Source organism: Paenibacillus sp. 2KB_20 (assembly GCF_052115765.1).
Lineage (GTDB): Bacteria > Bacillota > Bacilli > Paenibacillales > Paenibacillaceae > Paenibacillus_AQ.
The window spans coordinates 460131-486219 of record NZ_JBFRHH010000004.1; the positions used below are offsets into that span (position 1 = coordinate 460131).

General features: G+C 47.7%; 25 protein-coding genes. 10 read left to right on the top strand and 15 right to left on the bottom strand.

The window, feature by feature from the left end; translation table 11 throughout:
* Positions 1-77: 77 nt before the first annotated feature.
* Both AB4124_RS14260 and AB4124_RS14265 read right to left on the bottom strand, forming a co-directional pair.
* Positions 78-419: a zinc ribbon domain-containing protein YjdM gene (locus AB4124_RS14260; RefSeq protein ID WP_430202169.1), complete on the bottom strand. Its 342-nt coding sequence runs from the start codon at positions 417-419 to the stop codon at positions 78-80.
* 88 nt (positions 420-507) lie between these two features.
* Positions 508-1101, bottom strand: a complete 594-nt coding sequence (locus AB4124_RS14265) for a TetR/AcrR family transcriptional regulator (RefSeq protein WP_441973248.1) — start codon at positions 1099-1101, stop codon at positions 508-510.
* A 162-nt stretch (positions 1102-1263) separates the two neighbouring features.
* On the opposite strand from AB4124_RS14265, the gene AB4124_RS14270 reads away from it, so the two are divergent.
* A complete protein-coding gene (locus AB4124_RS14270) occupies positions 1264-2151 on the top strand; it encodes an ABC transporter ATP-binding protein (RefSeq protein ID WP_441973249.1) in 888 nt (295 codons plus the stop codon).
* The gene (locus tag AB4124_RS14275; RefSeq protein ID WP_379413128.1) at positions 2148-2957 is read left to right on the top strand and encodes an ABC transporter permease subunit; all 810 of its coding nucleotides are present in this window, start codon (positions 2148-2150) and stop codon (positions 2955-2957) included. Before AB4124_RS14270 ends, AB4124_RS14275 begins: the two co-directional genes overlap by 4 nt.
* A gap of 111 nt (positions 2958-3068) precedes the next feature.
* On the opposite strand, the gene AB4124_RS14280 is transcribed toward AB4124_RS14275, so the two are convergent.
* The 6 genes from AB4124_RS14280 to AB4124_RS14305 form a co-directional block, all read right to left on the bottom strand.
* Positions 3069-3569, bottom strand: coding sequence for a cupin domain-containing protein (locus AB4124_RS14280; RefSeq protein WP_441973250.1), 501 nt, complete (start codon positions 3567-3569; stop codon positions 3069-3071).
* 103 nt (positions 3570-3672) lie between these two features.
* Positions 3673-4179 carry an EVE domain-containing protein gene (locus tag AB4124_RS14285; RefSeq protein WP_076324065.1) on the bottom strand — a complete coding sequence of 169 codons (507 nt, stop codon included), beginning with the start codon at positions 4177-4179 and terminating at the stop codon, positions 3673-3675.
* Complete coding sequence (locus tag AB4124_RS14290; RefSeq protein ID WP_441973251.1) at positions 4179-4721, bottom strand: DinB family protein; 543 nt, start codon at positions 4719-4721, stop codon at positions 4179-4181. The genes AB4124_RS14285 and AB4124_RS14290 overlap by 1 nt, the downstream gene beginning before the upstream one ends.
* A gap of 63 nt (positions 4722-4784) precedes the next feature.
* Positions 4785-5732 (bottom strand): helix-turn-helix transcriptional regulator, encoded by a 948-nt coding sequence (locus AB4124_RS14295; protein WP_441973252.1) that lies wholly within the window; start codon positions 5730-5732, stop codon positions 4785-4787.
* 80 nt (positions 5733-5812) lie between these two features.
* On the bottom strand, positions 5813-6562 hold the full coding sequence (locus AB4124_RS14300) for a class I SAM-dependent methyltransferase (RefSeq protein ID WP_441973253.1): 750 nt from the start codon (positions 6560-6562) through the stop codon (positions 5813-5815).
* A gap of 334 nt (positions 6563-6896) precedes the next feature.
* Positions 6897-7433: a hypothetical protein gene (locus AB4124_RS14305; protein WP_339268913.1), complete on the bottom strand. Its 537-nt coding sequence runs from the start codon at positions 7431-7433 to the stop codon at positions 6897-6899.
* 106 nt (positions 7434-7539) lie between these two features.
* On the opposite strand from AB4124_RS14305, the gene AB4124_RS14310 reads away from it, so the two are divergent.
* The 4 genes from AB4124_RS14310 to AB4124_RS14325 all read left to right on the top strand — a co-directional run bounded on the left by AB4124_RS14310 (position 7540) and on the right by AB4124_RS14325 (position 12512).
* On the top strand, positions 7540-8454 hold the full coding sequence (locus AB4124_RS14310; protein WP_076323704.1) for a phosphatidate cytidylyltransferase: 915 nt from the start codon (positions 7540-7542) through the stop codon (positions 8452-8454).
* A gap of 413 nt (positions 8455-8867) precedes the next feature.
* Entirely contained in the window at positions 8868-10220 is a 1353-nt protein-coding gene (locus tag AB4124_RS14315) for a glycosyltransferase family 2 protein (RefSeq protein WP_441973254.1), read from the top strand.
* A 30-nt stretch (positions 10221-10250) separates the two neighbouring features.
* Positions 10251-11342, top strand: coding sequence for an acyltransferase (locus tag AB4124_RS14320; RefSeq protein ID WP_441973255.1), 1092 nt, complete (start codon positions 10251-10253; stop codon positions 11340-11342).
* A gap of 6 nt (positions 11343-11348) precedes the next feature.
* Positions 11349-12512: a glycoside hydrolase family 18 protein gene (locus AB4124_RS14325; RefSeq protein ID WP_430108820.1), complete on the top strand. Its 1164-nt coding sequence runs from the start codon at positions 11349-11351 to the stop codon at positions 12510-12512.
* 137 nt (positions 12513-12649) lie between these two features.
* Here the strand turns inward: AB4124_RS14325 and AB4124_RS14330 are convergent, their stop codons facing one another.
* Both AB4124_RS14330 and AB4124_RS14335 read right to left on the bottom strand, forming a co-directional pair.
* A complete protein-coding gene (locus AB4124_RS14330; RefSeq protein WP_339268918.1) occupies positions 12650-13855 on the bottom strand; it encodes a VanZ family protein in 1206 nt (401 codons plus the stop codon).
* A gap of 240 nt (positions 13856-14095) precedes the next feature.
* The gene (locus tag AB4124_RS14335) at positions 14096-14959 is read right to left on the bottom strand and encodes a LysR family transcriptional regulator (protein ID WP_441973256.1); all 864 of its coding nucleotides are present in this window, start codon (positions 14957-14959) and stop codon (positions 14096-14098) included.
* Positions 14960-15112: 153 nt separating this feature from the next.
* Here AB4124_RS14335 and AB4124_RS14340 point away from each other — a divergent pair, with 153 nt between their 5' ends.
* Together AB4124_RS14340 and AB4124_RS14345 are read left to right on the top strand one after the other, a co-directional pair.
* Entirely contained in the window at positions 15113-16102 is a 990-nt protein-coding gene (locus tag AB4124_RS14340; protein ID WP_441973257.1) for a DMT family transporter, read from the top strand.
* Positions 16103-16337: 235 nt separating this feature from the next.
* A complete protein-coding gene (locus AB4124_RS14345) occupies positions 16338-16580 on the top strand; it encodes a hypothetical protein (RefSeq protein WP_441973258.1) in 243 nt (80 codons plus the stop codon).
* 127 nt (positions 16581-16707) lie between these two features.
* On the opposite strand, the gene AB4124_RS14350 is transcribed toward AB4124_RS14345, so the two are convergent.
* Positions 16708-17697: a phosphotransferase family protein gene (locus AB4124_RS14350; protein ID WP_441973259.1), complete on the bottom strand. Its 990-nt coding sequence runs from the start codon at positions 17695-17697 to the stop codon at positions 16708-16710.
* A gap of 246 nt (positions 17698-17943) precedes the next feature.
* Between AB4124_RS14350 and AB4124_RS14355 the strand changes: the two genes are divergently transcribed.
* Positions 17944-21075 carry an ATP-binding protein gene (locus AB4124_RS14355; RefSeq protein ID WP_441973260.1) on the top strand — a complete coding sequence of 1044 codons (3132 nt, stop codon included), beginning with the start codon at positions 17944-17946 and terminating at the stop codon, positions 21073-21075.
* A 156-nt stretch (positions 21076-21231) separates the two neighbouring features.
* Here the strand turns inward: AB4124_RS14355 and AB4124_RS14360 are convergent, their stop codons facing one another.
* Both AB4124_RS14360 and AB4124_RS14365 read right to left on the bottom strand, forming a co-directional pair.
* Entirely contained in the window at positions 21232-22710 is a 1479-nt protein-coding gene (locus AB4124_RS14360; protein ID WP_441973261.1) for a protein adenylyltransferase SelO, read from the bottom strand.
* Positions 22711-22996: 286 nt separating this feature from the next.
* On the bottom strand, positions 22997-23737 hold the full coding sequence (locus AB4124_RS14365) for a Bax inhibitor-1/YccA family protein (protein ID WP_076323696.1): 741 nt from the start codon (positions 23735-23737) through the stop codon (positions 22997-22999).
* 389 nt (positions 23738-24126) lie between these two features.
* Here AB4124_RS14365 and AB4124_RS14370 point away from each other — a divergent pair, with 389 nt between their 5' ends.
* Complete coding sequence (locus AB4124_RS14370) at positions 24127-24480, top strand: helix-turn-helix domain-containing protein (RefSeq protein ID WP_339268935.1); 354 nt, start codon at positions 24127-24129, stop codon at positions 24478-24480.
* Between the two features lie 111 nt (positions 24481-24591).
* Here AB4124_RS14370 and AB4124_RS14375 read toward each other — a convergent pair whose 3' ends face one another.
* Both AB4124_RS14375 and AB4124_RS14380 read right to left on the bottom strand, forming a co-directional pair.
* On the bottom strand, positions 24592-25464 hold the full coding sequence (locus AB4124_RS14375; RefSeq protein WP_441973262.1) for an SMI1/KNR4 family protein: 873 nt from the start codon (positions 25462-25464) through the stop codon (positions 24592-24594).
* A gap of 203 nt (positions 25465-25667) precedes the next feature.
* Positions 25668-26021, bottom strand: a complete 354-nt coding sequence (locus AB4124_RS14380; protein ID WP_441973263.1) for a helix-turn-helix domain-containing protein — start codon at positions 26019-26021, stop codon at positions 25668-25670.
* Between the last annotated feature and the right edge of the window lie 68 nt (positions 26022-26089).

The following is a 26089-nucleotide window of genomic DNA, read 5'->3' on the forward strand; positions in this document are numbered from 1 at the left end:
ATGGTTAAATGAGAAAAACCCTCCACTAATGGAGGGTTTTGTTACCGTGTATCCACGATGAAATGGGATAACACATCTTATATCTTTTTAACAAATTCCGATTTCAATTTCATTGCGCCGAATCCGTCGATTTTGCAATCGATATCATGATCGCCATCGACCAAGCGTATATTTTTCACTTTCGTGCCTATTTTCAATACAGAGGAGCTGCCTTTTACTTTAAGATCTTTGATTACCGTTACGGAATCGCCGTCGGCCAAAACATTGCCGTTCGCGTCTTTAATGATCTTTGTATCTTCATCATGCTCCGCTTCGGACTCCAGGGTCCATTCATGAGCGCATTCCGGACAAATCAAGAGGTTCCCATCCTCATATGTATATTCAGAATTACATTTCGGGCAATTTGGCAAAGAAGACATCGTTTCGTATTCTCCATTCGTTTTATATTAACTATACCCTATATTAGAAACCTATGCTGGCCAATACCAATACTTTTGTTACTGAGGATTAAGCCTTTCCGCAGACACCGTAGAAGAACATATGAACGATTCCCTCCAGGAAGCCGTCCATATCATCACTTTGCTGGGCCATCGCCAGAATCGATTCATATTGATTCATGAATAGCTGGATAAAAGCCAGGACGTGTTCCGTCGATACCTCCGGTGAAATTTCGCCGTTGTCCTTACCCTCCTCAATAATCTGAATCGTAAGCGGAATAGCTTTGTTCCTGTACTGTTCGTCCATATAACGGGCCAATTCTTCGTCATCGATTAACAACTCTTTGATCAAACCGGGCGGGAAATCATTGTAGGACTCCTTCTCCAGAAAAATAATGTGTTCGATCTTCTCCTTCAAGGAATGACCTTCGCTCATATATTCCTCGAAATCCCGGATCGCCTTATCAAAATAGTTGCGAAAAACCTCACGCAGCAGCTCCTCCTTGCTGCCAAAGTAATTATAAATCGTCACCTGCGATACCTTGGCTGCCTTGGATATATCAGCAATCCGAATCCGCTTCAGCTCCGAGGTTCGCACCAGTTCCAAGGTCGTTCTCATAATCTTCTCTTTGATCAGATTCGCTCTTTTCTCAAAACCGTTCATATCCCTTCATCCTTACTCCTAAGATTAGTTATGTAATTGGTGAAATTTAAGAATAAATTAATTTCATAAAATCATTGACGATACCACAAGCCAGGTATATTATAACATATGAAATATCCGATCTATAATATTTCATTTCTTCAATTTTCCGGAGGTGGCGGTATGTTAACCGTTCAACATTTGACGAAGACATTTTCCAACGGGAGGGGCATCTTCGATGTATCTTTTTCGGTGGATCCGGGTGAGGTTTTTGGATTTTTAGGGCCGAATGGCGCCGGAAAATCAACGACGATCCGGCACATCATGGGTTTTATGAAGCCGGATCAGGGACACGTAAAGGTAAATGGGCTGGATACCTGGAGGGAACAAGGGAAGTTTCAATCGGATGTAGGGTATCTGCCAGGAGAAATTTCCTTTATCGAAGGGATGACCGGAAAGACCTTTCTGGATTTCATGGCCGACATGCAGGGAATTCGTGACTTGTCCAAGCGGAATCGATTAATCGATCGTCTACAATTCGATGTTCAGACCCCGATTCGTAAAATGTCCAAAGGAATGAAACAAAAGGTTGGGATCGTCGCTGCCTTCATGCATGATCCCAAAGTCATTATTCTGGATGAGCCCACTTCGGGACTCGATCCACTGATGCAGAAGGTGTTTATTGAGATCGTTCTGGAGGAGAAAGCCCGCGGTACGACATTCTTGATGTCATCCCACAGCTTTCAGGAAATCGAGAGAACCTGTGACCGAGCCGCCATTATCAAGGACGGGATCATCATTGCCGTCAAGGACATCCACGAACTGCAATCCATGCAGCGGAAGCTGTTCGAGGTTAACTTCGTGCATCCAAGCGATGCCGAGGCCTTCCGGAGCTCGGGGCTGCTTATCGAATCTTATGAAGGCAATCGGGTGAGAGTAGCCGTCCAGGGCAATTACGATCAGTTTATCCAAGAGACGGGGAAATACCCTGTGCGGAGTATCGATGTCTTCACCCAGAACCTCGAGGATATCTTCATGAATTATTATGATCGGAAGGGGATATCGAAATGAATGTCACCTTATACAAACAGATGATGAAAGTAAATATGAAAAGCTTGATGAACTACGCGTTCGGTTCCGCTTTCTATATCCTCCTGATGTTCTGGTTATATCCCAGCATCGCCAAGAACACAAAAGCCATTGATGATTTAGTTGCATCGATGCCGGAGGGCGTCGGAAAAGCCTTCGGGCTTAATGGTTTCGGTACAGCAGAAGCTTTCATCTCCGGGGAATATTACGGATTAATTCTGGTTCTCATCCTGGCTATCGTCTGCGTGCAGCTGACGACCCAGCTTATGGCCAAATTGGTCGATCAGGGCTCGATGGCCTATCTGCTATCCGCCCCGACAACAAGAGGGAAAGTGGCGCTCACGCAAGCGATGGTTACGACAAGCGGGCTCTTCCTTATCTTAGCTGTTACGACGTTGGCCGGATTCGCCGGAAGCGCTTGGCTGCTGGGGGATTCCTACGAATTCGATACCGCCCGATTCATCCAGATGAACGTAGCGGCTTTCCTGCTCTTTTTTGCCATCTCCAGCGTCTGTTTTCTCGTGTCCTCGCTGTGTAATGATGAGAAGAAGGCACGAAGCATTTCCGGGTTGATTACGTTTGGGTTCTTCAGTCTGGATTTGATAAGTAAATTCAGCGAGAAAATCGAATGGCTGCGCAACCTTACCCTCTTCTCTCTCTATCGGCCCGGTGAAATTGTTAATGGGACTGGGGAATTCATGACAACCTCCCTAGTGCTGGCCGCCATCGGTCTGATCGCATTTGGTCTGGCCGTCGTGTTATTTCGAAAACGAGATTTGCCGCTGTAATCAACCATCTACCAATTTATCTCATATTTGTTATTTGCAATTCAAGAGGCTCCACCATCTGTTGTAGCAGACGGGGAGCCTCTTGAATTGCTTCTAGTGGCTATCTTTATGTTATTTCACCCATTTATGCAGAAGTGGTCCTTCCTCTCCAAAATCAGGGTCCATATCCGGGACGGGCACGCTTCGGATTTCGTTGATCGCCTGCGCCCGATCCGTCGGGTTCCGCTCCCTCATATTTGGCGTATTCCCTTCGGGATAGGCACCAATCACTTCAAAATCAGGGGTGCTGGTGAGCTTCATATGTGCAGTGCCCGCCGGCAAAACAATCACATCACCGGTGGCAAGCTCTAGCCGTTCTCCTGCATCGCCGCCCACAAGAACGGTCGCGCTTCCAGACCGTACACCCAGGACCTCATGTGTGTTGCTGTGATAATGATGGTAATCGTATACGCCGCCTGCCCAGCTTCCGCTCCAGTGATGCCGGTTGAAGGCAGCCTCCAAGCCGCTCGGGTCATCTGCGAATACTCCATTGTATACAATGACCGGCAGATCGGGATTATTCGGAACCTCTCCATCATCCTTCACGAAAAATGATCGGACATGTACTTCCACGATCATCCGCTCCTTTCAACTCATTGATGCACTCGTAGTACCAGTACCCGGGACGAGCCGTTTTCAAACCGAGTTGTCCAAAAATAAATGTTATGGAGAACGGTCAAAGCGAGTTAACCGTTCTTTGTGGTATCATGTCCGAGCCGCCCAGCATGGCCTCCGCAATCATCAGGAAATCCTCTCGTTTGATCTCCAAATGCCCATAACGAAAGGCATAGCCCCAATTTCGCTTCCCTCGCGTAAAGCTAAGCTGGTCCAATAGGCAGGCTATTTTGACTTCCTGACCGGGAATATACCGGATATCCCGGCGCAAGGGGACGAATGATGCCGTCATTTGATACTCGTAAACTCGATCATTCACAACCTGCCCCATGGCTGTAAAAGCTTGGAGTGCCTCCCCAGACCTCAATTCGGTGCGCGGGGAATAATAGATCAGCCAATCTCCTTCGCGCATACGCCGCAGTGGAGCCGATTTACCGTGACATAGTTGGGCGAATCCCCCTTCCATCCCCAATTTCACATGCGATTCGGATACCACTCCAATCCAATAACGGGTCCGCTCTTCTAATTGCTCCAACACATCCTGATAGTCCACGACCTGACGTTCCATCATACACGCTGCTGCTCCAAGGCTTGTTTCAGCCGGTCTAGCTGCCGGACATGATGCCGATAATGCATCTCGATGAGCAAAAGCCACTCTTGGGCATGCAATCCTCCGAAACTCGGATGGGGGACGGTATGCTGCAGGGATGCCTCTCCAAGCATCGGCTCGGTTTGTCTCATTCGTTGGACGACAGTATCCAAACCTTGAATCAACTGCTCTTTCGTTGCAGGCTGCTCCGGGGTATATTGGGGAGACGGCGGAACCTGAATACGGATGGGAGGGAAACTGCCCTGTCCGAATATTGCCATACCTACTTCCGTTTTTCCCGCTGAAGAGACTGCTGCATCCTCAATCGGGTTTAAACATAACTCAATATTTCGCAGATGCATGGATAACGCAGATTGAATCAAGTGCTGATACATTTGCCCGATCGACCACTCGTCCTCTGCTTGTCTGTACTTTAATTCCTCCATGCTGAAACCATGCAGCTCCTGTAGATACACCTGCACCGTCTCTTCAAACCGCTGCAATGCTTCCGTTGTATTCATATCTATCACTCCCATGAATCGTCTTTGTACCGAATATACAAAAACGCTACTGACAACGTCATGTCAGTAGCGTTTTAACATCTTTTCCACCTCGTCGCGGATCCGGTCACGGAGGGATTCCGGCTCAAGGACAACGACGTTCGATCCCCAGCCGAGCACCCACTGCATAATCTCCTCCGGCCGGCGAACGCGGAAGCTCATAAGCAACCCGTCCTCGCATTCTTCCAATGTCTCCATGTAATAATTACCTGATTCCTTAACTCGATCCGCAATATCGGGACTTGCCAGAACCCGCACCCGCAGGTTACGGTCATCCGGAGGTCGATAGTCTTCCAAGTTAAAATCCGGCGGCATCTCAAAACGCTCGTCAAGGACCGTCAGATCCTTCATGCGGGACAGCCGAAAATGACGAATACCTTGCCGGAGGTCACACCGGGCAACTAATGTCCATGAACCTTGAAGAAATGCCAGTCCGTAAGGAGCTGCAGAGCGAAAGCTCTTTCTGTCGCCTTGGGAGTCGGGCATCTTCTTCATATAATGGAATTCTATCTTACGCCCTTCCAGTATGGCTCGGCGAACCACTTCAACATAGTCCTTCTCTTCTTCTGAAGTTGTCTTGTTACCGGGAGTAATCAGCCGCATGGTCTTCCGAACACGCGAAGCATCGGCGCGTACAGCCTCCGGCAGAATAGACTCTATCTTTTTGCGGGAAGCCTGAGCCTTCAAACCATATCCTTCGTCAAAGCGTTGCTCGATGAAATCCGTTCCAATGAGCAGCGCCACGGCTTCCTCCGCCGTGAACATGACCGGTGGCAGAAAATACCCCGCCATTAACGAATACCCTTGCCCGGGAGCTCCCATCACGGGTACGCCTGCCTCGCTAAGGGCCTGAATATCCCGGTAGATGGTCCGTACGCTCGTCTCGAATATGGATGCCAAGTCTTCGGCCCGAACAACCTTTCGCTGCTGCAGCTCAAGCACGATAGCCAGCATCCGATCTGTCTTGTTCATGCTGCTGTACCTCCCGTTCCATTATTAAAGCCGGTGCTCTATTATTCTGCAAACAGCGAAACCGATCAAGAAGGTCCGGCCTAAACCTCTCCCCAGTACACCTTCGTCTCATAATCAAAAAACACGCAGCCAGCCTGCTCATTCCGTTCATATATCGTCCGCAGTTCGTTCATCATCGGCTCGTAGTTCGGATGCCCTGACAGCGGAGCGTAAGAGGACGAGTGCAAACGGCCACATAATCCCTCATAATCAAACGTCTGCCGATTGAAGAATTTCGCCTCCTTCATGTCCCCTCCCCGGAAAAAAGCAGCCAGCGTTTCGTGCGCAATATTCTTCTGATCCACTACTTTATAATCGGTGCCATAGGTAAGGAGCAGCTGCTCATATGCTTCCAGAAACGGCGTTCCCTGCGTGAGCCTGGAATTCCAGATCAGGGCAACCTCCCCGCCCGGTCTCAGGATCCGCCGGAATTCCGATTGGGCGGCATCACGGTCAAACCAATGAAAAGCCTGGGCGCTCACGATATGATCCACGGATTGATCAGGCAGTCCCGTCACTTCGGCTGAACCCGTAACCATCCGAAAGCCGGGCTCGCCTCCAAGGTCCGACTCGGCAGCTTCCCGCATCGCCTGATTGGGTTCCACGGCAGTCACTCGGCTCCCCCGCTTCAGCAGCAGCTTCGTGAAGATCCCCGTCCCGGCCCCAATGTCGGCAATCTCGCCGTCCAATCCTACCGTATCATATAAATAATCCATGACCTCTTGCGGATAACTCGGGCGATACTTCGTGTACGAATCGACGCGATTCGAAAACCGTTCCTTGCTGTTCATCCTAACCACGCTCCCATCAAGATATAAGCGAAATCCAGACAACGACGATTGCAGTTTCATTAGATGAAACTTAATTTCATTTTTCAACTCCATTTTATAGCAACAATCGCTAATTAGCCAGCATTTATTGCCTAACACCTAACCAGATCGGCGGGTGCCTCATTTTGAGCACTTACAATACAGAAAACCCCCATTCGCCTGGACAGGTGAACCGGGGTTATTTGGGATTCAATTAGAACGGACTGCCTGTCGAGCTGAGTCGTGATTGTCGTCGCCGCCACCTGCAAAATATGTTACAGCAAACAGGCTGCCGAAACCTGACGCGAAGTTGTATCTAGGGCTCATACTCGCTCAGCTTCCCCTCATAGATCAGCTGCAGGCGCTCGCTTTGGCGAAAATCGTCCGGCGTCACCAAGGCGGGCAGCTTATCCCATAGCCTGACTCCGGACCGCTGCAGAATCTCCGCCACGAATTGCGAACAAAAGTAGGAATTGCTGAATTCGATCGGTTCCTTTAGCGCGATGCCAAGGACGCCCAATATATTATAAAAATACTTTTTGTCCTTTCGGATAAAAGCCTGCAGGACCCGCTTCATTTTCGCGATGTCGCGTTCCGACACCTGAAGCTCATAAATGACACACGTCGTGTTGGGATATTTGCTGAACGTTCCCGTCTTCAAATCCTCCTTCACGAATCCGCCGTTCAGAGGATTGTTCGGATTCTTCCTCCCGAAGCTATATAACTCCGACAACTCCCGGTTAAAGGATATCGAAGCGTGGTTGTAAGGTGCTCTCGTGTAGCCCTGAATGACTTTCGTAAAGAGCGTGCCGGTATTGGTAAGCAGTATAAAGACCGAGCGATCATCTACCATTTACGAAATTTCCCCTTATCCGTATTGAATTATTCCTTCATAATAACATATGATTCCTTTAGTAGAACAAGAATGATACCCGTGACAAGTTGGTGATGATAGGCATATGGACAGCTCGCTTTTAACCTTAATCCTGATATTCTCCGTCTTATCGGTCATCCAGCTCCTCTATTACGTGATGAGCAAGACGCAGCCGAATATCGACTATACCGAAGTCGGATTTCGCATCAAAACCTGGTGGGGCATGCTGGTCATCTTCTGCTTGGCGACACTTCTGAATCCCGTGGTTTCCCTGCTATCCCTCATGGTGCTAACCTTCTTTACACTCAAAGAATATTTCTCGATGATCAAGACACGAAAAGCCGATCGTCGTTTATTTCTGTGGGCGTATTTAACCATACCCGTTCAATTCTATTGGATCTATATCGAGTGGTACGGGATGTTTATCGTGTTTATTCCGATATATGTATTCCTGGTGCTGCCGCTTCCGCGGCTGATCAATAAAGGCACTGTCGGATTTATGCGCAGCGTCAGCTCAACCCAATGGGGCCTGATGCTCATGGTGTTCGGTCTCAGCCACCTGGCCTATTTCCAGTTTGCCACGCCCCAGTATGGAGCAGGTCTGGTGCTGTTTCTGGTCGTCTTAACGCAGCTGAACGATGTGGTGCACACGATCGCCTCCCTCTATTTTGGCAGACGAAGAATTGTGCCTACCTCCAACCCAAATCTGACTTGGGAAGGCTTTGCCTGCGCGTTTATCATTACCACCGTAAGCTCATATCTTATCTATCCGTATCTGACGCCGCTCAGCCCGACGTTTGGCCTTCTGTCCGGCATGCTCATCAGCCTCGGCGGCTTCTTCGGCAGCTTGACGGTTTCGGTGCTGAAGCGCGATTTGTTAATCGGAGATGACGGACGGTTCGATGCCTTGAAGAAAAGCTATCTGAGCCGGGTCGACAGCCTGACTTATACCTCACCGATCTTTTTTCATTTCATCCGTTACTTCTATGACTTTATGTAGTACCTCAGATAACCACAGGTATACAAGCCATAACCATGCGAGCTTAGGCTCAACTTGGTTATGGCTTTTGTCAGATATAGATTTCCGTGCCAAATCGCTTTAGCCTCCTAAAATATAGAAAGTTGAACCAAAACAGAGACTGCTCTTGAAAAGCATCTATGTATTCGTTTTCTTGCTCCATAGAGCGGTTTTACATTTAGGAGCCAATTACGATAGTTTATTACATAGGGTGTCATATGGGTTTATATGGAATGAAAGGTTTTAAATGGAGATGATATTATCCCTTTATACCTGGATTTTGTCCCTTGACATTGCTTGCTATAGAAAAAGCGCATACCTAATCCGAGTCCCATAGAGTAGGCGCACCATACTGGTCTTCAAAAAGAGAGACAGAGAAGAGAGGAGTGAGGAGTTTGCAGTACTTTTTTTATGGATTAGCCAGCGTATTCCTTGTGTTTCAAACCCTGTATACGTTCATCCCGCTGCTATGCAGCAAGGTGAAGAAGCTGAATCCTGGTCTCGCCGAAATATCAATCTCTGTACTCGTCCCCGCTTACAATGAGGAGCTGACGATTCGGAATTGCATCGATGCCATGGCCGGCTTGCATTACAGCAACTATGAAATCATGATCATCAACGATGGCTCCAAGGATGGGACGTTATCCGCGCTTGACGAGCTCCTGGATTTGGAGCCGGATGCCAGGATGGCAGACAGTAAACTGACTTATAAGCCAATAAAAGGATTCTATCGCTCGCATCGATACCGCCATATTTACGTTATCGATAAGGTGAATGGCGGAAAAGCGGACTCGCTGAATGCAGGCATCGATTATGCCGCTTCCGATATCGTGATCACCCTGGATGCGGACAGCATGCTGGAAGCCGACTCGCTCAAGTACGTGAATCAATACTTTCACGATGACGAGATCATTGCGCTGGGCGGTACCGTCAAAATTGTACAGGGTGCCGTGCGGGATAAGAACGGTGCCATCATTGAGAAGTTTCGCGGAAAAGGGCTCATCAAGAGCCAGATCATCAATTATACGCACGGCTTCTACGTCCGCAAACTCACGCAATCGTATTTTAATTCGATCGTAGTGATTTCAGGCGCTTTTGGTGCCTTCTATAAAGACGTTCTCGTTCATGTTAACGGATTCCGCAGCACGGTGGGGGAGGATATCGACATTACGCTGAAAATCCACGAGTACATCAAAGCCAATCAATTGAAGAAAAAACTCGTCTACGCCCCTGAAGCGGTATGCTACACCGAATGCCCGGAGAATCTCCCCAACTTCTATAAGCAGCGCATTCGCTGGCAGAAGGCGTTTATTGACTGCATCCTCATCTATTGGTCCAGACTGTCCCGGAAATTCAGTGTCAGCGTGAGCCTGTTCTTTGCGATAGATGGGTTTATGCTGGGGACGCTCTCGGCGTTTACGACGATATTCTATCTGGGGCAAACACTGATCGTTGGCGGGAACATCCTGCATGCGATCATCTTCCTGCTGATGAGCGTGCTGCTGAATGCCGCACAGATCATCATCGCCCTGTACTTATGCCGCAAATATGGCAGTACGTATACGTTCTCCGATTATGTGAAGATGTTCTTGTTCAGCCAAGCGGAGCTGTTAACCTATCGGAATTTGCTGCTGTACATTAACATTGCGGGGACATTCAAATATTTTGACAATGATGAGGGCTGGGGCTTCGTGGAGCGTAAAGGCGTGGCCGCCATCAGCCAGAACATTGCCGCAGGATCGAATTAACTTATGGTGAAGGAGGCTGCCTGAAACAGCATGGGTCCCAATAAAAGAATTATCTATGTCGATATCCTAAGAATTCTATCCATTGTTGCCGTCATTATTCTGCACTACACAGCGGAGGTGCTGACCAGCACGAATGATTTCAATTCCTCCTCCTGGTGGATCAGCAACGGGTTCAACTCCATATCCCGCTTCGCCGTACCGGTCTTCTTCATGATCAGCGGAGCGATGATCCTGCGCACGAAGATTACATCCTACCGGGAGTTCTATACCAAGCGCGTCGTACCGCTGCTCATTCCCCTTCTGACCTGGTCGCTTATCTATGGCTTGTACAATCAATACTATCTGATGCGAAGCAAGCTGAATGCCTACGAGTTCGTTGTTGACTTCGGGTATCGGCTGCTGACCGACCGGAATTATGTGCATCTGTGGTTCCTGTACGCCATTATTGCCATCTATATGACGGTGCCGCTGATGAGCAAATTCATCAAATCCTGCAGCGAGAAGGATCTGCGGTATTATCTGCTCCTCTGGTTCATCGTCAGTATTGCCTATCGCTTCATCTCGGATGCCGTATTCCGTGCAACGGATCAATACATCAACATTCCGATCATGAACATCCCGTTCTTCATGGGCTTCCTCGGCTATTTTATCCTGGGGTACTATCTATTCCATTTTGAACTACCGCTCAAGGCAAAAAACATACTATACAATCTGGGCATCATCTCGTTTTTTATCACGCCGGTAGCCACCTATTTTGTCTCGCTGCGCAGCGGTGTCCTGGATGAGATGTTCTACGGCAACTATTCCGTCACCACCTTCTTCATGGCTGTCGGGTTGTTTATCTTCTTTAAGGAGAAGGAGGCCAAGATCAGCGATCAAGTGAACCATAAAATCCAGAAATTGATCAGCTCGGTCTCCCGGGCCAGCTTCAGCATCTATCTGATTCACCTGCTGGTCGAAATGATGTTATCCGGCCGAACCGAGGTCGAGGCCACGTTTCTGGAGGCCTCCCTCAGTCTGATCGTGAATATCTCCATCATCTTCGCCATCAGCTACATCACCGTCAAGGTGCTGAACCTAAGCAAAACGGCAACCTACATTCTATTCGGCGGGCGGGGTTAAAAGACGATGAGAATCACGATATATACGAAAATATTCATTGTGGTGCTGCTTGCGGGCATGGGTCTCTATTTCTATCAGATCTCCGCGGCGGAAGAGCGGAAAATCACGGCGGTATACGTGGAGGCCTGGCAGGATTACCGAAACATCAAGCTATCGGAGAAAGGCGTGGACATCGCGTTCATCGCTTTTGCCAAGATCAAAGGAACGGATCTCTATTTCCATGAAGACAGCACGACCAACAACCAGATCAAAGAAAACATCAAGCAGTTGAAGGCAGCCAATCCGAAGACCCAAATGGTGCTGGCCGTAGGTGGTTACGGTGCAGATGGCTTCTCCGACGCTTCGCTGGACGGCAACCGGTACCTCTTCACCGAGAGCATCATCAACCTGGTCAAGGAACTAGATTTAGACGGCGTGGATATCGACTGGGAGTATCCGGCGTTCCATGCCTGGAACACGCAGAAGGCCCGCCCGGAAGATACGAAGAATTTCACCAGCCTGATGAAGGAACTACGGGAGAAGCTGTACAGGCTGCCTCACAAGAACAAGAACTATCTGCTGACGTTCGCCTCTGGAACCCAGGACTGGTATTTCCAAAATGTCGAGGTCAAAAAAGTGGAGAAATACGTGGATTACATCAACGTCATGTCCTATGACCTGACAGGCAAGTGGTCTGACACCACAGGCTTTAACTCCAATCTGTATGTGGACAGCCAAGGGAAATCCAAACACTCCATTGATGGAATTATCTCGATGTATCTGGACCATGATATCGACAGCAAGAAACTGCTGCTCGGCGTGCCCGCTTATTCGTACGGCTGGAAAAACGTGAAAGAGGCCAAGGGTGCTAAAGACGGCCTCTTCGCTCCTGGGACCCCCATCGACATCGACAAGGTGAACCTCAATTATAAGCAGATCGAGAAAGCCTACCTGAACAAAAATGGCTTCAAGCGTTATTACGACAACAAAGCCAAGGCCGCCTACCTATATAACGGCAATACCTTCATCAGTTACGAGGATAAAGAAGCCTTGAAGGAGAAGGTGGCGTACATCCAGAGTAAGAATCTTGGAGGCGCGATGGTCTGGCAGTACTCCCAGGACGCGGAGGACGGCATCGTGAAGTATCTGACGGAGCATTTGAATGAGAGGCAGCAAGCCGCCAAACGATAATATAAGGCATACAGTACCTTTTCTCAAAAAAGCCGATGATCCTCGCAGTCGAGTGCGGGTCATCGGCTTTTTATATTCTGTCAGCCCCTGCATGTGCTTGTTGCGGCCGATTCATCAGTATTCTATATTTTCGTTTATCACATTTCACCAGTGATTCTTACAGCCTCTATGTGACTATATCGATTAAAATAAAGATCTTTGTCCTTTTTGATCCATCTGATCACGATATGACAGAAGAGAAAGAACCATAACAGAGCTGTAAGAAAAACCACTCCAATTACAAATAGGTTGGCTAGAAGATCTTCACCCATTTGATTAGAAAATATCTTCGATAATGCTGAGAGCAATAAAGGCATATAAACAATGATGTAGCGTCGGCTCAAGCTTCCTAACCAGTTCCCCTTTTCCGGAAGTAATCTCATGCGAACGATCTTAGAACCCACCGTATGTCCTTTCCAAATCACAGGGATAACTACCATAACCACAAAGAAAACAATGGCAAAGATGATCTCGTCAACAAGTACTCCTGGTCTCTTCAGCAACCCGAATATAAAGCTGGTTATCACTCTGGCAATAATAATATTTAGAAGAACCTCCATGAGTTGGGCACCAAAAGTTGCTTTTCTCTGATTGTTAAAGAAGTGGCTTTGCTCACTAAGGGTTTCCCTCGATGGAATTAACACCAAAAACATGGGAGCGAGTATAAAGCCTAGTACAGTCCCCACCGTATTTGTCATCAAGTCATCTACATCAAATATACGATAGGGGCATTCAAAAAAGCCAAACAAAGCGGTTCGTTGGGTTATTTCAAAGAAAAGCGAAACACTAAATCCAATAAGAGCAGCATGAAACCATTTAGCTTTCCCCTTAAAAAAGTACCTCAGAAAGACACCTAAAGGAAACAAAAGCAAAACATTAAAAAACATTTGATAAAAGGCCCGCGTCGTTAACAAGTCGATATAACTTGAAGGCACCGCCCAATGAAATCCGCTTTCACGTTGAATATCCCGTATAAATTGAAAAGGACGATTTTGAATAAAAATCGCGCCGGGATCAATCGAAGCACAATTATTCCGAGCACTGGGTATTGGAAAAATCACTAAGAAGAATGCACTTAATCCATAAAAGATAAAGCTTAAGATAAGTAATGTTCTCCAAAAGCTAAAGTACCCATGTTTACGGTACTGATAAACGGCCCATGGAAGCGTCAAAATGAAAGCTAATAAAAAACAAATGGCTATCGCAACGAAAATAGGCAATACATATGCTTGCATTTCATTCTCCCTTTCTAATAAACAAGCCGAGGAATATAATAACAGGAAATTTGAATGAATTTCAATCATTTATATTCTTCCCAAATAATGATCCGTCATCCCAGTAAAACAATAATAGACCGTCTCTTTCTGCTCTGTGATAGATGAAAAAAGCCCATGGGTTGAAATCCATGGGCTTCCTAAATTCTTTATTTCCATATGCACCCGGCCCTCCCTCCTAGTGTTGCAGAGTGGGGGCGGATCCTATTTTCGCATTGCGGGTCCGATCAAGGGCTAAGAGTCCCGCTTTAATGGGCCTCTGGCAACCGTTCATGTTCCAGTCCTCGTTCGAGCAACAATTTCATCCATAAAGCATTGTAATGTGCTCGTTACATATGAATCTTTTCGCCGAATAAAAATAGTTGTGACTTCATGGTAAGGTTCAGGTATGCTATGGCAGAATACCGTTCCATTCGCAACCAGATTGGAAATAGATGACTCTGGGATAATCGTGATTCCTATTCCTGCAGCTACACTGCCTATAATCGTCCCGAACGTTCCAAACTCCATGATCTGTTTGGGAATAATCCCCTCGGCCTTCATCCAGCTTTCCAGTCTATCGCGATACCCGCAGCCTTTATTGTACAGCAATAGAGGCCTTTTCGTTATTTCCTCCATGGAAAAGGTTTTCTCTTTAGTTACAAGTACCAGCTTTTCTTGAATAACCTCAACCTGTTCGATTAATGGATGCCTGATAGGTCCTGTCACAAAGGCTCCATCCAGCTTCATATCAATCACCTGTTGTAACAGAAGATCGGTAACCCCGGCTTTTAATAATAATTCAACATTGGGGTACTTACGATGATAAGCCGATAAAATATAAGGAAGAAACATCACCGTCTCCACAATCCCAATTTCCAGAACACCAGAGGGGTTCGATGTATCTTGAAACGTACGTTTCAGTTCTTCCACTCCGGACAAGATCTCCCTCGATTGTTCTAACAACCGCTTTCCTTCCGTGTTTAAGATCATCCCTCGCTTATGCCGATAGAACAATGGCGTACGAAGCTCTTTCTCAAGCAGCTTAATTCTGGCTGTCACATTGGATTGAACGTAGTTAAGCTCCAATGCGGCTTTACTGACACTTCCATACGTAGCAACAGCCTGAAAAATTTTCAAATCATTAAACTCCAATCTAACCCCCCCTGCTCTCTGGTACGTATTCACACCTGCGAAGTATCATTATAAATGATCATAAACTTTATTTTCAATCATTTTACTAAAACCTTTCGCCCTCCTATGATGAGTTATACACAAACAAAGAGTTGGCAGGGAGAGAGACATTACATGCTAAAGAAACAAATCGTCATCGGGTCCATGCTATGCCTGATCGCAAGTATGTCATGGGGGGCTATGTTTCCTGTTGCACACATCGCGCTGCAGCAAATTGATCCATTCTATTTTTCGTTTATCCGTTATTTCGTCGTTGCCGTCATTCTCAGCGTGTTGCTGTGGATGAAAGAGGGGAGAGCCTCCTTTCGTCTGGAGGGAAGAGGCAAGACATTGTTGTTCTTGGGAACGATGGCATTTACGGTCTACAATATGTGCATTTTCTTTGGACAGCAGCTCATGGGTGAGGCAGGTGCTGTCGCAGCCTCTATTATGGAGTCACTCATGCCGATGATATCCATTATGATCTTGTGGATCACCTCCAAAAAAACGCCGAATAAATACATGCTTAGAAGTGTAGCTATCGCGTTTGTCGGTGCTGTACTCGTGATCACCAACGGGAAACTTACCTTTTTCAAAATGGCTGGACAACATCTTGTTCCTTTATTTCTGATTTTTGTTGGGGTATTGGGATGGGTGGTGTATTCGATGGGGGGAAGCAGATTCAAGAATTGGTCGATCCTGCGTTATTCTACGCTAACCTGCTTGCTAGGAAGCGCTGTGTCCTTCGTTATCGTTACGCTTGGGTCCGTCTTTGATTTGATTCCTGTTCCAACATGGAACACGATTCTCTCGGTTAAATATGAATTGTCTTTCATGATTTTATTGCCCGGGCTAGCAGCCTTGCTCTGCTGGAATCAAGGGATCAAATGGTTATCACCGCTTAACGGCATATTATTTATTAATTTTGTTCCCATTACCACATTCGTTATTATGGCTCTTCAAGGCTACCAAATCAGTAATTATGAATTTTATGGAACGCTGCTCATAATCTTTGCCCTTGTACGAAACAATGCGTACCAGAGGAAAACCATACGCGTTAATGATAACAGAGCTTATTCTGTTGCCCATGAGACTAAAGATGAGATCATGGAGACTGCCCGGTGAGATATCGGACAGCTCAGGCACTATAGCATATTCAGCCTGTTCCGGGGAATGCGCAATCCGCACCAGAATCTCAACGGCTTCCTTGATATCAAAATTCATAATCCCTCAGCTCCCTTTCCATCCGACGATTCCCTTGTACAAGAGGGCCTTAGATCACAGCAGCTGAGAGTATACACGGCCGATTTGTCGGATTTCACGAATTGGGCCTTATGCCGCGAGTAAATTAGCCCTATCGTTGTGGACTCAGGAGATCGCCACTGCCATACAGAAGGATGGCATTATGATCCGGAGTGTCTGTCCGGGAGCGAATAAAACAACCATTACCAAGAACGCCGGGATGCCCAGATTGATGATCCGATCCGCAACCTGTTCTTCTCCCATCCCAGTCAAGGAGCTTCACGGCTGTATGAAGCAGCGCTGGGCAGCTCCCAACAATCGACGGGAGTTTTCCTCAACAAGGGTAAAGCAACGCCTTTGAAATTCTCGAGCCAAGGTTCGGAGCTGCTTAGCACGATAGAGCTAATCTATAAGCGGGAGTTTGCAGCCATATCTTAAACCCATGCAGCAGAGTTAATGATGTTTTCAGCCCATCTCATGAAGGCCTGTTATCGGGTTTGCTGCCATTCCTCCATGAATCGCAGGGTGTTGCGTGCGTGATAATCGGCTAAATTTCGAGCAAATGCCTGATCCGGGAATCCACGGTGAAGCAGCTTCAGGCCGCCCGAGGTTAATGAGATATAGTGATGCAGACGGTAAAATAACATCCGATTCGGATCAAGCCCATCATGTCGCAAATACCGGTAATGCTCCCCGAATCGAAGCTCAAGAAATGTATGCTCATGCTCGATGTCGAAGAATTGCGCACCTTCAATATCAATCAGATAGGGCTCTAAACGGTCTGTAACCAGGACATGATCGGGTCCCAGCTCGCCGTGGATAAAGCCATATCGCTTGCGGGAATCTATCCTGGATTCCAGCTCATGCAATACAGCGAGCAGACTGTCGTGATTCTTCCGGATACTCTCGTTATGCAGGACGATGTAGGACAGCTGTTCCTTCGCATTTTTCAACTGCACATGATGGCATCGTTCCCGTTGATTCCCGCTTTGATCGGGTTTTCCATAGTTCTGTCTGTGGTTTGCATGCATGCGTTCGATCATGTGACCCAACCGTTCGAAGACCTCATCCTGAACCCGTTGGTCCGGGTGCTGAAAGTAAGTTTCCGCCTTCTGTCCTTCTATATATTCAACAAGAGCATAGTCAAACGGGTAACGGTCCTGTTCCGTGTGAAGATCATATAGAGCTGGCGTAGAAATACCATGATCCCTTAACCATCGGTTATTGCTTTCGAACGAATGGCCCCCAAAGGACCGTTCCTGCACACTCTCGTTTGCTATTTCTTCCTGAAAATAATTCTTCGTCAAATCCCACACATACAGCACGCATGGGAATCCATTTTGACATTGGATCTTATAGACAACCTTTTGCGCCCCGCCATGCATCTTCGTTACATCCGTCACCACATAACCGGTACCCAAAACCTTCCCGACATACTCCTGTACATCTGTTTCATCGAGGTGACAAGTCCAAGTCATGAAACCACGCTCCATTTCATTTGTTTTTGCCGGCTCCCCCACTCTATGGCATTTCCGGGTAAAAATATAGACTGTTTCTTTCGGTTCTGCTATGATGTTGAATAAGGTCTCGAAAAAAATAGCCATACGATTTATAGCCCTTGGACACCGGTCCAGGGGCTTTTTTGATGCATCTCGACTCATGCGGAGCTCGACTGGATCCAGGAATGAAGGAGTCCTGCGATTTTTGTCGAATCTCTTGGTATCATGCGAACAATAAATCAAACGGCCCTTCAATATATCGCCATCGTTACCGTATTTCTCAGCGTACTTATGGGCCTACGCTGGGCTTGGTCTGAGATATTCGCTACATCCGAGCATCCCCGAGCCGTCCAGGGTGTGCTCGATATGCGCGGACAGGATCTAAATGAAGCACCTCCCGTCTATTTGGATGGCCAATGGGATTTTTATCCTGGGGAGTTATTAACCCAAGAAGATCTGCCTGCAAAAGAAAGCCAATATCACAGCATCCTTGTTCCGGGAGATTGGGGACCCGTGCTGAATCCGGAAACCAGATCCTCCTATGGGTACGGCACGTATCGACTTCGGATCTTAATCGATCCGCTCCAGCAGCCTGTCGCCTTCTGGCTGCGGGGGATTCAGGCTGCATCTGCCGTAGATATCAATGGCGTAGCCTCTGGGGTAATCGGGGCCCTTGCCGACAATGCTGATGATTATATACCCACAAGCATATCTTATACCTCGACCTACTCTGTAGAAGGGACAACGGAGATTGATGTGCTCATACGAGTAGCCAACTTTGACGAACCATATAACGGTGGGCTTGTCCGCTCCATCCGATTTGGCTCGGCGGCTTCCATTGACTATGTGCGCTGGTATTCCATTGGATTTCAGCTGGTTACGTTTATCGTGCTGCTGCTTCACGGACTGTATGCCTGCATCCTGTATCTGTTTAACCGGCAGGAACGGGCATTGCTCATTACAAGCCTATTGACGCTGTCAGTCGGTGTTGCCATTCTATGCGGTCACGATAATGTGCTTCTATTATGGCTGCCGATTAATTACACATGGGCAGTGAAGATCCGGCTAATATCGCTGTTGTGGCAAAACCTGTTTATTCTGCTTCTATTCCGAAGATTCTTATCGACGCAGCAAGGAAACCTATGGATCAAGTCGTATACCGCGGCCCTTATCCTGCTCTCCGGGTTTGTGCTGGTTTCGCCTGCTTCATTCGTCAATGCAACGATTGATTTAAAAATATTTTTGCTCTTCTATTTCATTCCATTTGCCGGATTCATTCATATCGTAGGGACCATGATCTTCAAAAAACATACCGATCAGGACGCGGTCTTCCTGCTTCTGAGCGCGGCAGGCATCATATCGAACCTCATATGGAGCGCCATGGAATCGTTCAGTGAATTGACTACCGTGTATTATCCAATCGATATCATCGCCGCGATTGTGGGCTTCTCTACCTACTGGTTCAAAAAATACTTTCGCAATAGCCGAGAGAATGCGAAGCTCAACGTTCAATTGCAGGAAACAGACAGGTTGAAGGACGAGTTCCTTGCCAACACGTCGCATGAGCTGCGAACGCCGCTGCATGGCATTATGAATATCGCACAGACCGTCGTAACCAAAGAGAAAGAGCAGATGAACGAGGGCAGCGTGAAGGACATGGAGCTGCTAATCACACTCAGCCGCAGGATGTCGCATTTGCTTGGTGATTTGCTTGATATCGCCCGTCTCCAGGAACACCGCATTACACTGGAGATGGAGCCGCTGCGCATCCAATCAGTCGTTCCCGGAGTCATGGCCATGCTCCGATTCATGGTGGAAGGCAAGCCGGTGCGGCTGCATATGAATATATCGCCATCGATGCCGCCGGTAATGGCCGATGAGAAGAGGCTTGTACAGATTTTATACAACCTGGTGCACAACGCTTTGAAATATACGGAGGCCGGGTCCATCTCCGTCTCCGCAGAGATTCGGAACGGAGAGGCCGTCATCCATGTCGCGGATACCGGGGTTGGTATGGACGAAGACACGCAAGCACAGGTGTTTGCCCGTTATGAACAAGGGACATACGGAATCCGTGACGGGCGGGGTATCGGGCTTGGCTTAAATATATGCCAGCAGTTGGTTGAACTTCATCGCGGCGTCCTGACCGTTCGCTCCGAGCCGGGCAAAGGCTCTGTATTCAGCTTTAGTCTTCCGCTGGCCCAAAAATCGGATATCGCGTTGCCCGAAGATTCCCATCATTCGCAGTTGGTGACCGAAGGAGACCATGTTATCTTGCCTGCCGGGTTCATTTTTCAAAATAATGCCATGGATGAGGTTGCGACCGCTCGGAGTATCCCGCCACTTTTGACGGATCGGAAGATCCATATCCTTGCAGTTGACGATGATCCCGTGAATCTCAAGGTGCTTGTGGACATCCTCTCGACGGAGCCGTACAACATCACCATCGCAAACTCCGCCCGTGAGGTGATGGAGTTGCTGGACACTCAGCCATGGGATCTGTTGATCGCCGATGTCATGATGCCCCATATGTCCGGCTACGAGTTGACGCAGAAAGTGCGGGAGCAATACTCCGTATCCGAGCTTCCGATTCTACTGCTGACTGCACGCAGCCAGCCGGCCGACATCTATACCGGATTTTCCTCCGGAGCGAATGATTATGTGACCAAACCCGTCGATGCACTCGAGCTGAAATATCGAATCCGGGCTTTAACCACGCTGAAGCAATCCATCCATGAGCGTCTTCGGATGGAAGCCGCTTACTTGCAAGCACAGATCCATCCCCATTTTCTGTTCAACACACTCAGTTCGATTATGGCGCTGAGTGAGATTGATACGGAGAAGATGCAGCGGCTCGGAGATGCGTTTGCTGCCTTTTTACGCATTAGTTTTGACTTCCTTAATACGGGAGAGCTTGTTGAATTATCCCATGAGCTGGAACTTGCGAAAGCCTATCTATATATCGAACAAGAGCGGTTTCCGGACAGATTGTCCGTTCTATGGGAAGTGGAGCCGGATATTCAACTGCTGCTCCCTCCGCTCTCCATTCAACCTTTGGTTGAGAATGCCGTCAAACATGGCATCCTTAGCCGGAACAAGAGCGGGACTGTCCGTATTCGGATTGCACGCCAAGAAGGCGGGACACTCATAGAGGTACAGGACAACGGCAAGGGTATGGAGCCTGAACAGGTCATGAAACTGATGAGCCCGGCATTACAGGGTCGGAGCGGCATCGGAGTATCCAACACGAATCGGCGTCTGACCCAATTGTACGGGAGGGGCTTGTCCATCAACAGTACATCCAATACTGGAACAACAGTCTCGTTTATCGTTCCGGATCACGGCCGTTCCAGTTGAGATCCTGCTTCGAAAGATTAGGCAGACAGCTACTCCCCCCATATATAAAAAGGCCAAGCAAAGTCAATCTTGCTTGGCTTTTTGAGATCCTTGGAGTTCAGAAAACTTACGCTTATATCGCCCTATCTTTTTTCCTATTAGAGCACTCCTTCATCCTTACGTCCCGCAAAAGGTTCGGTATGGACGGGACAGCTCAGGCACGATTGCATATTCCGTCTGTTCCGGGGAATGCGCATATGGATCGGACAGCGCTTGGAGCAGCTGCTCCATCACACTGTAGTCCCCTTCCTGCTCCGCTGCTTCCAGCGCTTCCTCCACCCGATGGTTCCGTGGAATGACCGCCGGATTGCTGCTGCGCATTAAGTGATGGGATTGTTCCTTCGATTCCTGCTGGCTGTCAAGTCTCGCCTGCCAGCGCTCATACCAGGAAGCCAATTCCGGCGTGCCGTTTAGAGGTGTATCCTCCAGCTTGTCAAACGTTAACGCACGGAAGGTATTGGTATAGTCCGCCTGATGATCTTTCATCATCTTAAGGAGATCTTCGATCAGGGATTCGTCATCCTCCTCTTCATGGAAGATTCCCAGCTTGGCTCTCATGCCTGCAAGCCACTGCTCGTGATATAGATCGGTAAAGGTTCCGATCGCACCCTCGGCCAGCTTGACGGCCTGCTCCTCTTCTTCATGCAGCAGAGGTAGCAGGGATTCGGCCAATCTTGCGAGATTCCAAGCCGCAATATACGGCTGGTTGCCATAAGCATAGCGGCCTTGAGAATCGATAGAGCTGAATACCGTATTCGGGTCAAAGGTATCCATGAAGGCACAAGGGCCATAATCAATCGTTTCGCCGCTGAGGGTCATATTATCGGTGTTCATCACACCATGGATAAAACCAACGAGCTGCCACTTGGCGATTAGAGCGGCCTGACGCTTGATGACCTCCTGAAGCAAGACCAGATAACGGTTGGCGCCGTCACTAAAGTCAGCCTCCGGGTAATGCCGCTGCAGAGTGTAATCCGCCAGAATCCGCAAATCCTCGGTTGTGCCCGCTCCCCTTACATATTGAAACGTCCCCACTCTCACATGACTTGAGGCCACGCGGGTCAGAATCGCACCCGGCAGCTCTCTCTCACGAGTGACAGGCTGGCCGGTGGATACCACCGCCAGGCTGCGGGTGGTCGGAATCCCCAGCGCATGCATGGCCTCGCTGATGATATATTCGCGCAGCATCGGACCCAGAGCCGCCCGACCATCTCCTCCACGGGAGTACGGCGTCCGGCCCGAGCCCTTGAGCTGAATATCCATACGCTTACCCTGCGGCGTGATTTGTTCACCCAACAGGATCGCACGGCCGTCGCCCAGCATCGTAAAATACCCGAATTGGTGCCCGGCATAAGCCTGTGCGAGTGGTGATGCCCCCTCAGGTATCTCGTTGCCGGCGAGCATCGCCACGCCCTCTGCGCTTTGCAGGGCCTTGGCATTTAAACCCAAAGATGCCGCCAACGGCTCATTGAGGATTACCAGCTCTGGTGAGCGTACAGGGGTGGGATCTTGTTTGGTAAAAAAGGACTCCGGCAGTTCGGCATAACTGTTATCAAAATTCCAACCTATATCAATCATGGCTTTCTTATTGGTCATGGGATCTCCTTCTTCAAGCAGTATGATGATGACAGTATCTACTTATTATTTAAACACAAGTCGCTCTTTGTAGGGTTTACTGAAGGAAATTTATTATTCTGCTGGTTCAAAGCTACACTCCATACCATAAGAAAAACGTCTATCGACGTACTCAAAGACCGCGTTTAGCGGTAGTTTTTCTTGCGATATCAGGCAGCAGCTCCTCCGAAGTTTAAACTTCTGATATCTTAAAAAAATCGCTGTCGAGAATGCCTCGACAGCGATGTTGACCATACCAATCCAGATATTAATCCCGGTTCGCCAGCTTCGCCAGCAACCGGATAATTTCGATATACAACCATACGAGCGTAACCAACAAACCGAAAGAGCCGTACCATTCCATATATTTGGGCGCACCTTGCTGTGCTCCCTCTTCGATAAAGTTGAAATCGAGTATGAAATTCAATGCTGCGATGATGATGATCACAACCGAAATCCCGATGCCGATCGGAGTGCTGTCATGCAGGTAAGGCACCGCCACACCGAACAGGCCCAGAACCATACTAAACAGGTATACAAGCGCAATGCCGATCGTTGCTGCAATAATCCCCTTTTTGAAGCCTGCAGTTGCCCGGATCAGACCTGTTTTATAAGCGAGCAGCATGCCCAGGAATATGCACATCGTCAGTAAAGCCGCTTGCAATGTGATTCCGTAGTACAGATATTCATAATGAGCGGATAATGCTCCGAGGAAGAATCCTTCCACAATCGCATAGATCGGTGCCAAGTAAGGTGCTGCCTTCGGCACAAAGCTGATGATCAACGCGAGGACAAAGCCGCCTATGGCTCCCCCGATCATGAACGGGAATACATCATACCCATTAAAATACATAACCCATGAAATGACCGCCGCCCCGATCAGCAGCGCGAGCAGCATGAACGATTTGTTCACCGTTCCGCCAATCGTCATCGTTTCCTGGCCGTTATAATACCCACTTCTCTCAAATGTTTCTTCGTTTAGTGTCGGATTCCCACTGCGCCCTATCAATTAAATGCCTCCCTAACTTTCTTTTTTGTATCCATTTTAGCACAGGTTGGAATATTTTAGGATGAAAAAAATATTGCATCACGGATGAATTGGAAATGGGACTAATTCAATGGGAAGCTCTATTGATGAAGCCGATAATATCCATATAATCGATTACTAAGCGCTCCCCGTAGAAGTATGCCTGATTCTCATCATCCAAAGATTCTAATAAAACATTCAGATATTGCATTCTTTGTGCACCTTATCCTTTAGCTAAAGTTAAAGTTGGAGACACTTGGATGTATAACTTCATTTTAGTGTATATAAGCACTATTTACAATTAAATATCGAATATTATATTCTGTTTGTTCCCATACTACTTCTTTAATCTGGAATAGAGGTGGTTAAAGATGCTCCTGAAAATGATAGGTGAACGAATCAAGCAGCTTAGAAAAAAACAGGGAATGACACAGGAGGAACTGGCAGAGAAGGCTGGGATTAACGCCTCTTACATAGGAACGGTAGAACGCGGGGAACGAAATATATCCATTGAAACACTGGAAAAGATCATCGAGGGACTGGGAGTATCGTCAGCAGCTATGTTCCAGTTCCACGAGACAGAGAGTCTGGATACCGCAAGTGAGAAGGCAGAGGTCCTAGAATCCATCAGCTCGCTTCTTTATTCTCGTACATTAGCTGAAAGTAAGCTGCTCTTTCGTGTACTTAAAGACATCGTGGATACTATGGATCATCGAGAGAACTAATATAACCCCCATCTTTACATATACAAAGAAAAAGCATCTCCCACTCAGGAGATGCTTCATTCGTTTTACGAATCTTTTAGAACTGCGAAATATTGATAACTCTTGCTTATGTTATTTTTCCAAGCCGCCAATGAAAGCCTCAAAGTTCGAAGCAAGTCGGGTTATTTTGTAATCATTGGCCTTGTCCACATGGATAACCTCGGGCTCCCCGTCATTACCGGATAAACGGTAATCCAGCATTACGACCTCGGACTGGGAAGGACAATCGCAAATGACCACGCCAATCTCAGGGTATCCGCCATTCTCGATCATAAAACGGCTGCCCAAGCTTCCGCACAATGATTTTTTCTTCTCTCGTCCAATGCCCAAAACACCTTTGATTTCAATATAATCCTGCGCTCCATCCCCGATAGGGAACTTTCGGTTCCGGGGAATCCCGCCATTATGTAATTTCATTGCTTTAATATAAGATGCGGGAAGCTTGAAGACCAGCGCTTCCTCCACGGATTCAATCAATTCATCCGTAGGCGGAGCCGAAACGTATTGGTCTGCCTCAAGGGCACTATCATCCCAGAAATTCAGCACATCAGGGTCCGTATAAGACACCGCAGTGGATTCCTTAACAGGTTTCGGAGCGGTCTTGTTCCGAATCCACTCCAGAAACTCTAACGTATCCTCATCGCCGGGATCCAGATGATCGGCCACTTCAAATGCTTTCCGGGCATCTTCATACCGATCCAAGTAATAATAAGCGAGCCCTATGCGGTAATGCCACAAAGGATCATCCTTACCCTCTTCTTGAATGGATAGGAATTGCTCAACCGCCTCTTCATAACGTTCAAGATTATTCAACGCTCTGCCCAAATGGCTGATCAGCTCATAATCCCGCTCATCCTCAGGGATCTCCATAATCGCATCTACGATTTCTTCGAACTCATCCTCTTCGTGCCACTCTTCCAGCTGCTCCAAAAGCTCCTCACTCATCGCTTCATGCCTCCCACTCTAATCATCTTTTCTGAAATTATACCATTCCAGCATGGCCCTCTCCAGCATGGAAGACTGGAGCACTTGCAATACAGATAAACTTAATGATGTTTACGAATTTGTTCAAAGGCAGTGTTACGGGAAGAGTACGCATTATAATAGTTCAGCCCACATTAACCGCCAGCATGGAGTCGACAAATAATCTATGTAGATGCGTTACCTCTTAAAATTTCCCTCAGCACATTTTTAGCCAAACGCAGCTTCTCATCATTGGCTTCATGAAGTAATCCAACAATATCTTGAATATCTCTCTCCGTAGAGGTAACCAAGAACTCTTCATCCACATATGCAAATAGCTGAATCAAACTGACATCAAGAGCCCCAGCAATCTTATACAAATTTAATAACGATACATTCTTTTCACCACGTTCAATCTGTCCTATATATGAAAAATGAAATCCACCCTTCTCACCAAGTGCTTCTTGCGACAAGCCCTTCTCCTTGCGTAGAGCACGTATCCGGGTTCCTACAAGCTTTAATATTTCCTTATCTATCACGGCATTCACCTCTTCATGTCAAAAGTGTAGACAAGTTTCATCGAGGCAAACACCAAACAATAAATATT

Bases quoted from the DNA above. Each gene is read 5' to 3' on its own strand.
- AB4124_RS14260 (WP_430202169.1), bottom strand. From the start codon at position 419: ATGTCTTCTTTGCCAAATTGCCCGAAATGTAATTCTGAATATACATAT.
- AB4124_RS14265 (WP_441973248.1), bottom strand. From the start codon at position 1,101: ATGAACGGTTTTGAGAAAAGAGCGAATCTGATCAAAGAGAAGATTATG.
- AB4124_RS14270 (WP_441973249.1), top strand. From the start codon at position 1,264: ATGTTAACCGTTCAACATTTGACGAAGACATTTTCCAACGGGAGGGGC.
- AB4124_RS14275 (WP_379413128.1), top strand. From the start codon at position 2,148: ATGAATGTCACCTTATACAAACAGATGATGAAAGTAAATATGAAAAGC.
- AB4124_RS14285 (WP_076324065.1), bottom strand. From the start codon at position 4,179: ATGGAACGTCAGGTCGTGGACTATCAGGATGTGTTGGAGCAATTAGAA.
- AB4124_RS14290 (WP_441973251.1), bottom strand. From the start codon at position 4,721: ATGAATACAACGGAAGCATTGCAGCGGTTTGAAGAGACGGTGCAGGTG.
- AB4124_RS14295 (WP_441973252.1), bottom strand. From the start codon at position 5,732: ATGAACAAGACAGATCGGATGCTGGCTATCGTGCTTGAGCTGCAGCAG.
- AB4124_RS14300 (WP_441973253.1), bottom strand. From the start codon at position 6,562: ATGAACAGCAAGGAACGGTTTTCGAATCGCGTCGATTCGTACACGAAG.
- AB4124_RS14305 (WP_339268913.1), bottom strand. From the start codon at position 7,433: ATGGTAGATGATCGCTCGGTCTTTATACTGCTTACCAATACCGGCACG.
- AB4124_RS14310 (WP_076323704.1), top strand. From the start codon at position 7,540: ATGGACAGCTCGCTTTTAACCTTAATCCTGATATTCTCCGTCTTATCG.
- AB4124_RS14320 (WP_441973255.1), top strand. From the start codon at position 10,251: ATGGGTCCCAATAAAAGAATTATCTATGTCGATATCCTAAGAATTCTA.
- AB4124_RS14325 (WP_430108820.1), top strand. From the start codon at position 11,349: ATGAGAATCACGATATATACGAAAATATTCATTGTGGTGCTGCTTGCG.
- AB4124_RS14330 (WP_339268918.1), bottom strand. From the start codon at position 13,855: ATGATTGAAATTCATTCAAATTTCCTGTTATTATATTCCTCGGCTTGT.
- AB4124_RS14340 (WP_441973257.1), top strand. From the start codon at position 15,113: ATGCTAAAGAAACAAATCGTCATCGGGTCCATGCTATGCCTGATCGCA.
- AB4124_RS14350 (WP_441973259.1), bottom strand. From the start codon at position 17,697: ATGACTTGGACTTGTCACCTCGATGAAACAGATGTACAGGAGTATGTC.
- AB4124_RS14355 (WP_441973260.1), top strand. From the start codon at position 17,944: ATGCGAACAATAAATCAAACGGCCCTTCAATATATCGCCATCGTTACC.
- AB4124_RS14360 (WP_441973261.1), bottom strand. From the start codon at position 22,710: ATGACCAATAAGAAAGCCATGATTGATATAGGTTGGAATTTTGATAAC.
- AB4124_RS14370 (WP_339268935.1), top strand. From the start codon at position 24,127: ATGCTCCTGAAAATGATAGGTGAACGAATCAAGCAGCTTAGAAAAAAA.
- AB4124_RS14375 (WP_441973262.1), bottom strand. From the start codon at position 25,464: ATGAGTGAGGAGCTTTTGGAGCAGCTGGAAGAGTGGCACGAAGAGGAT.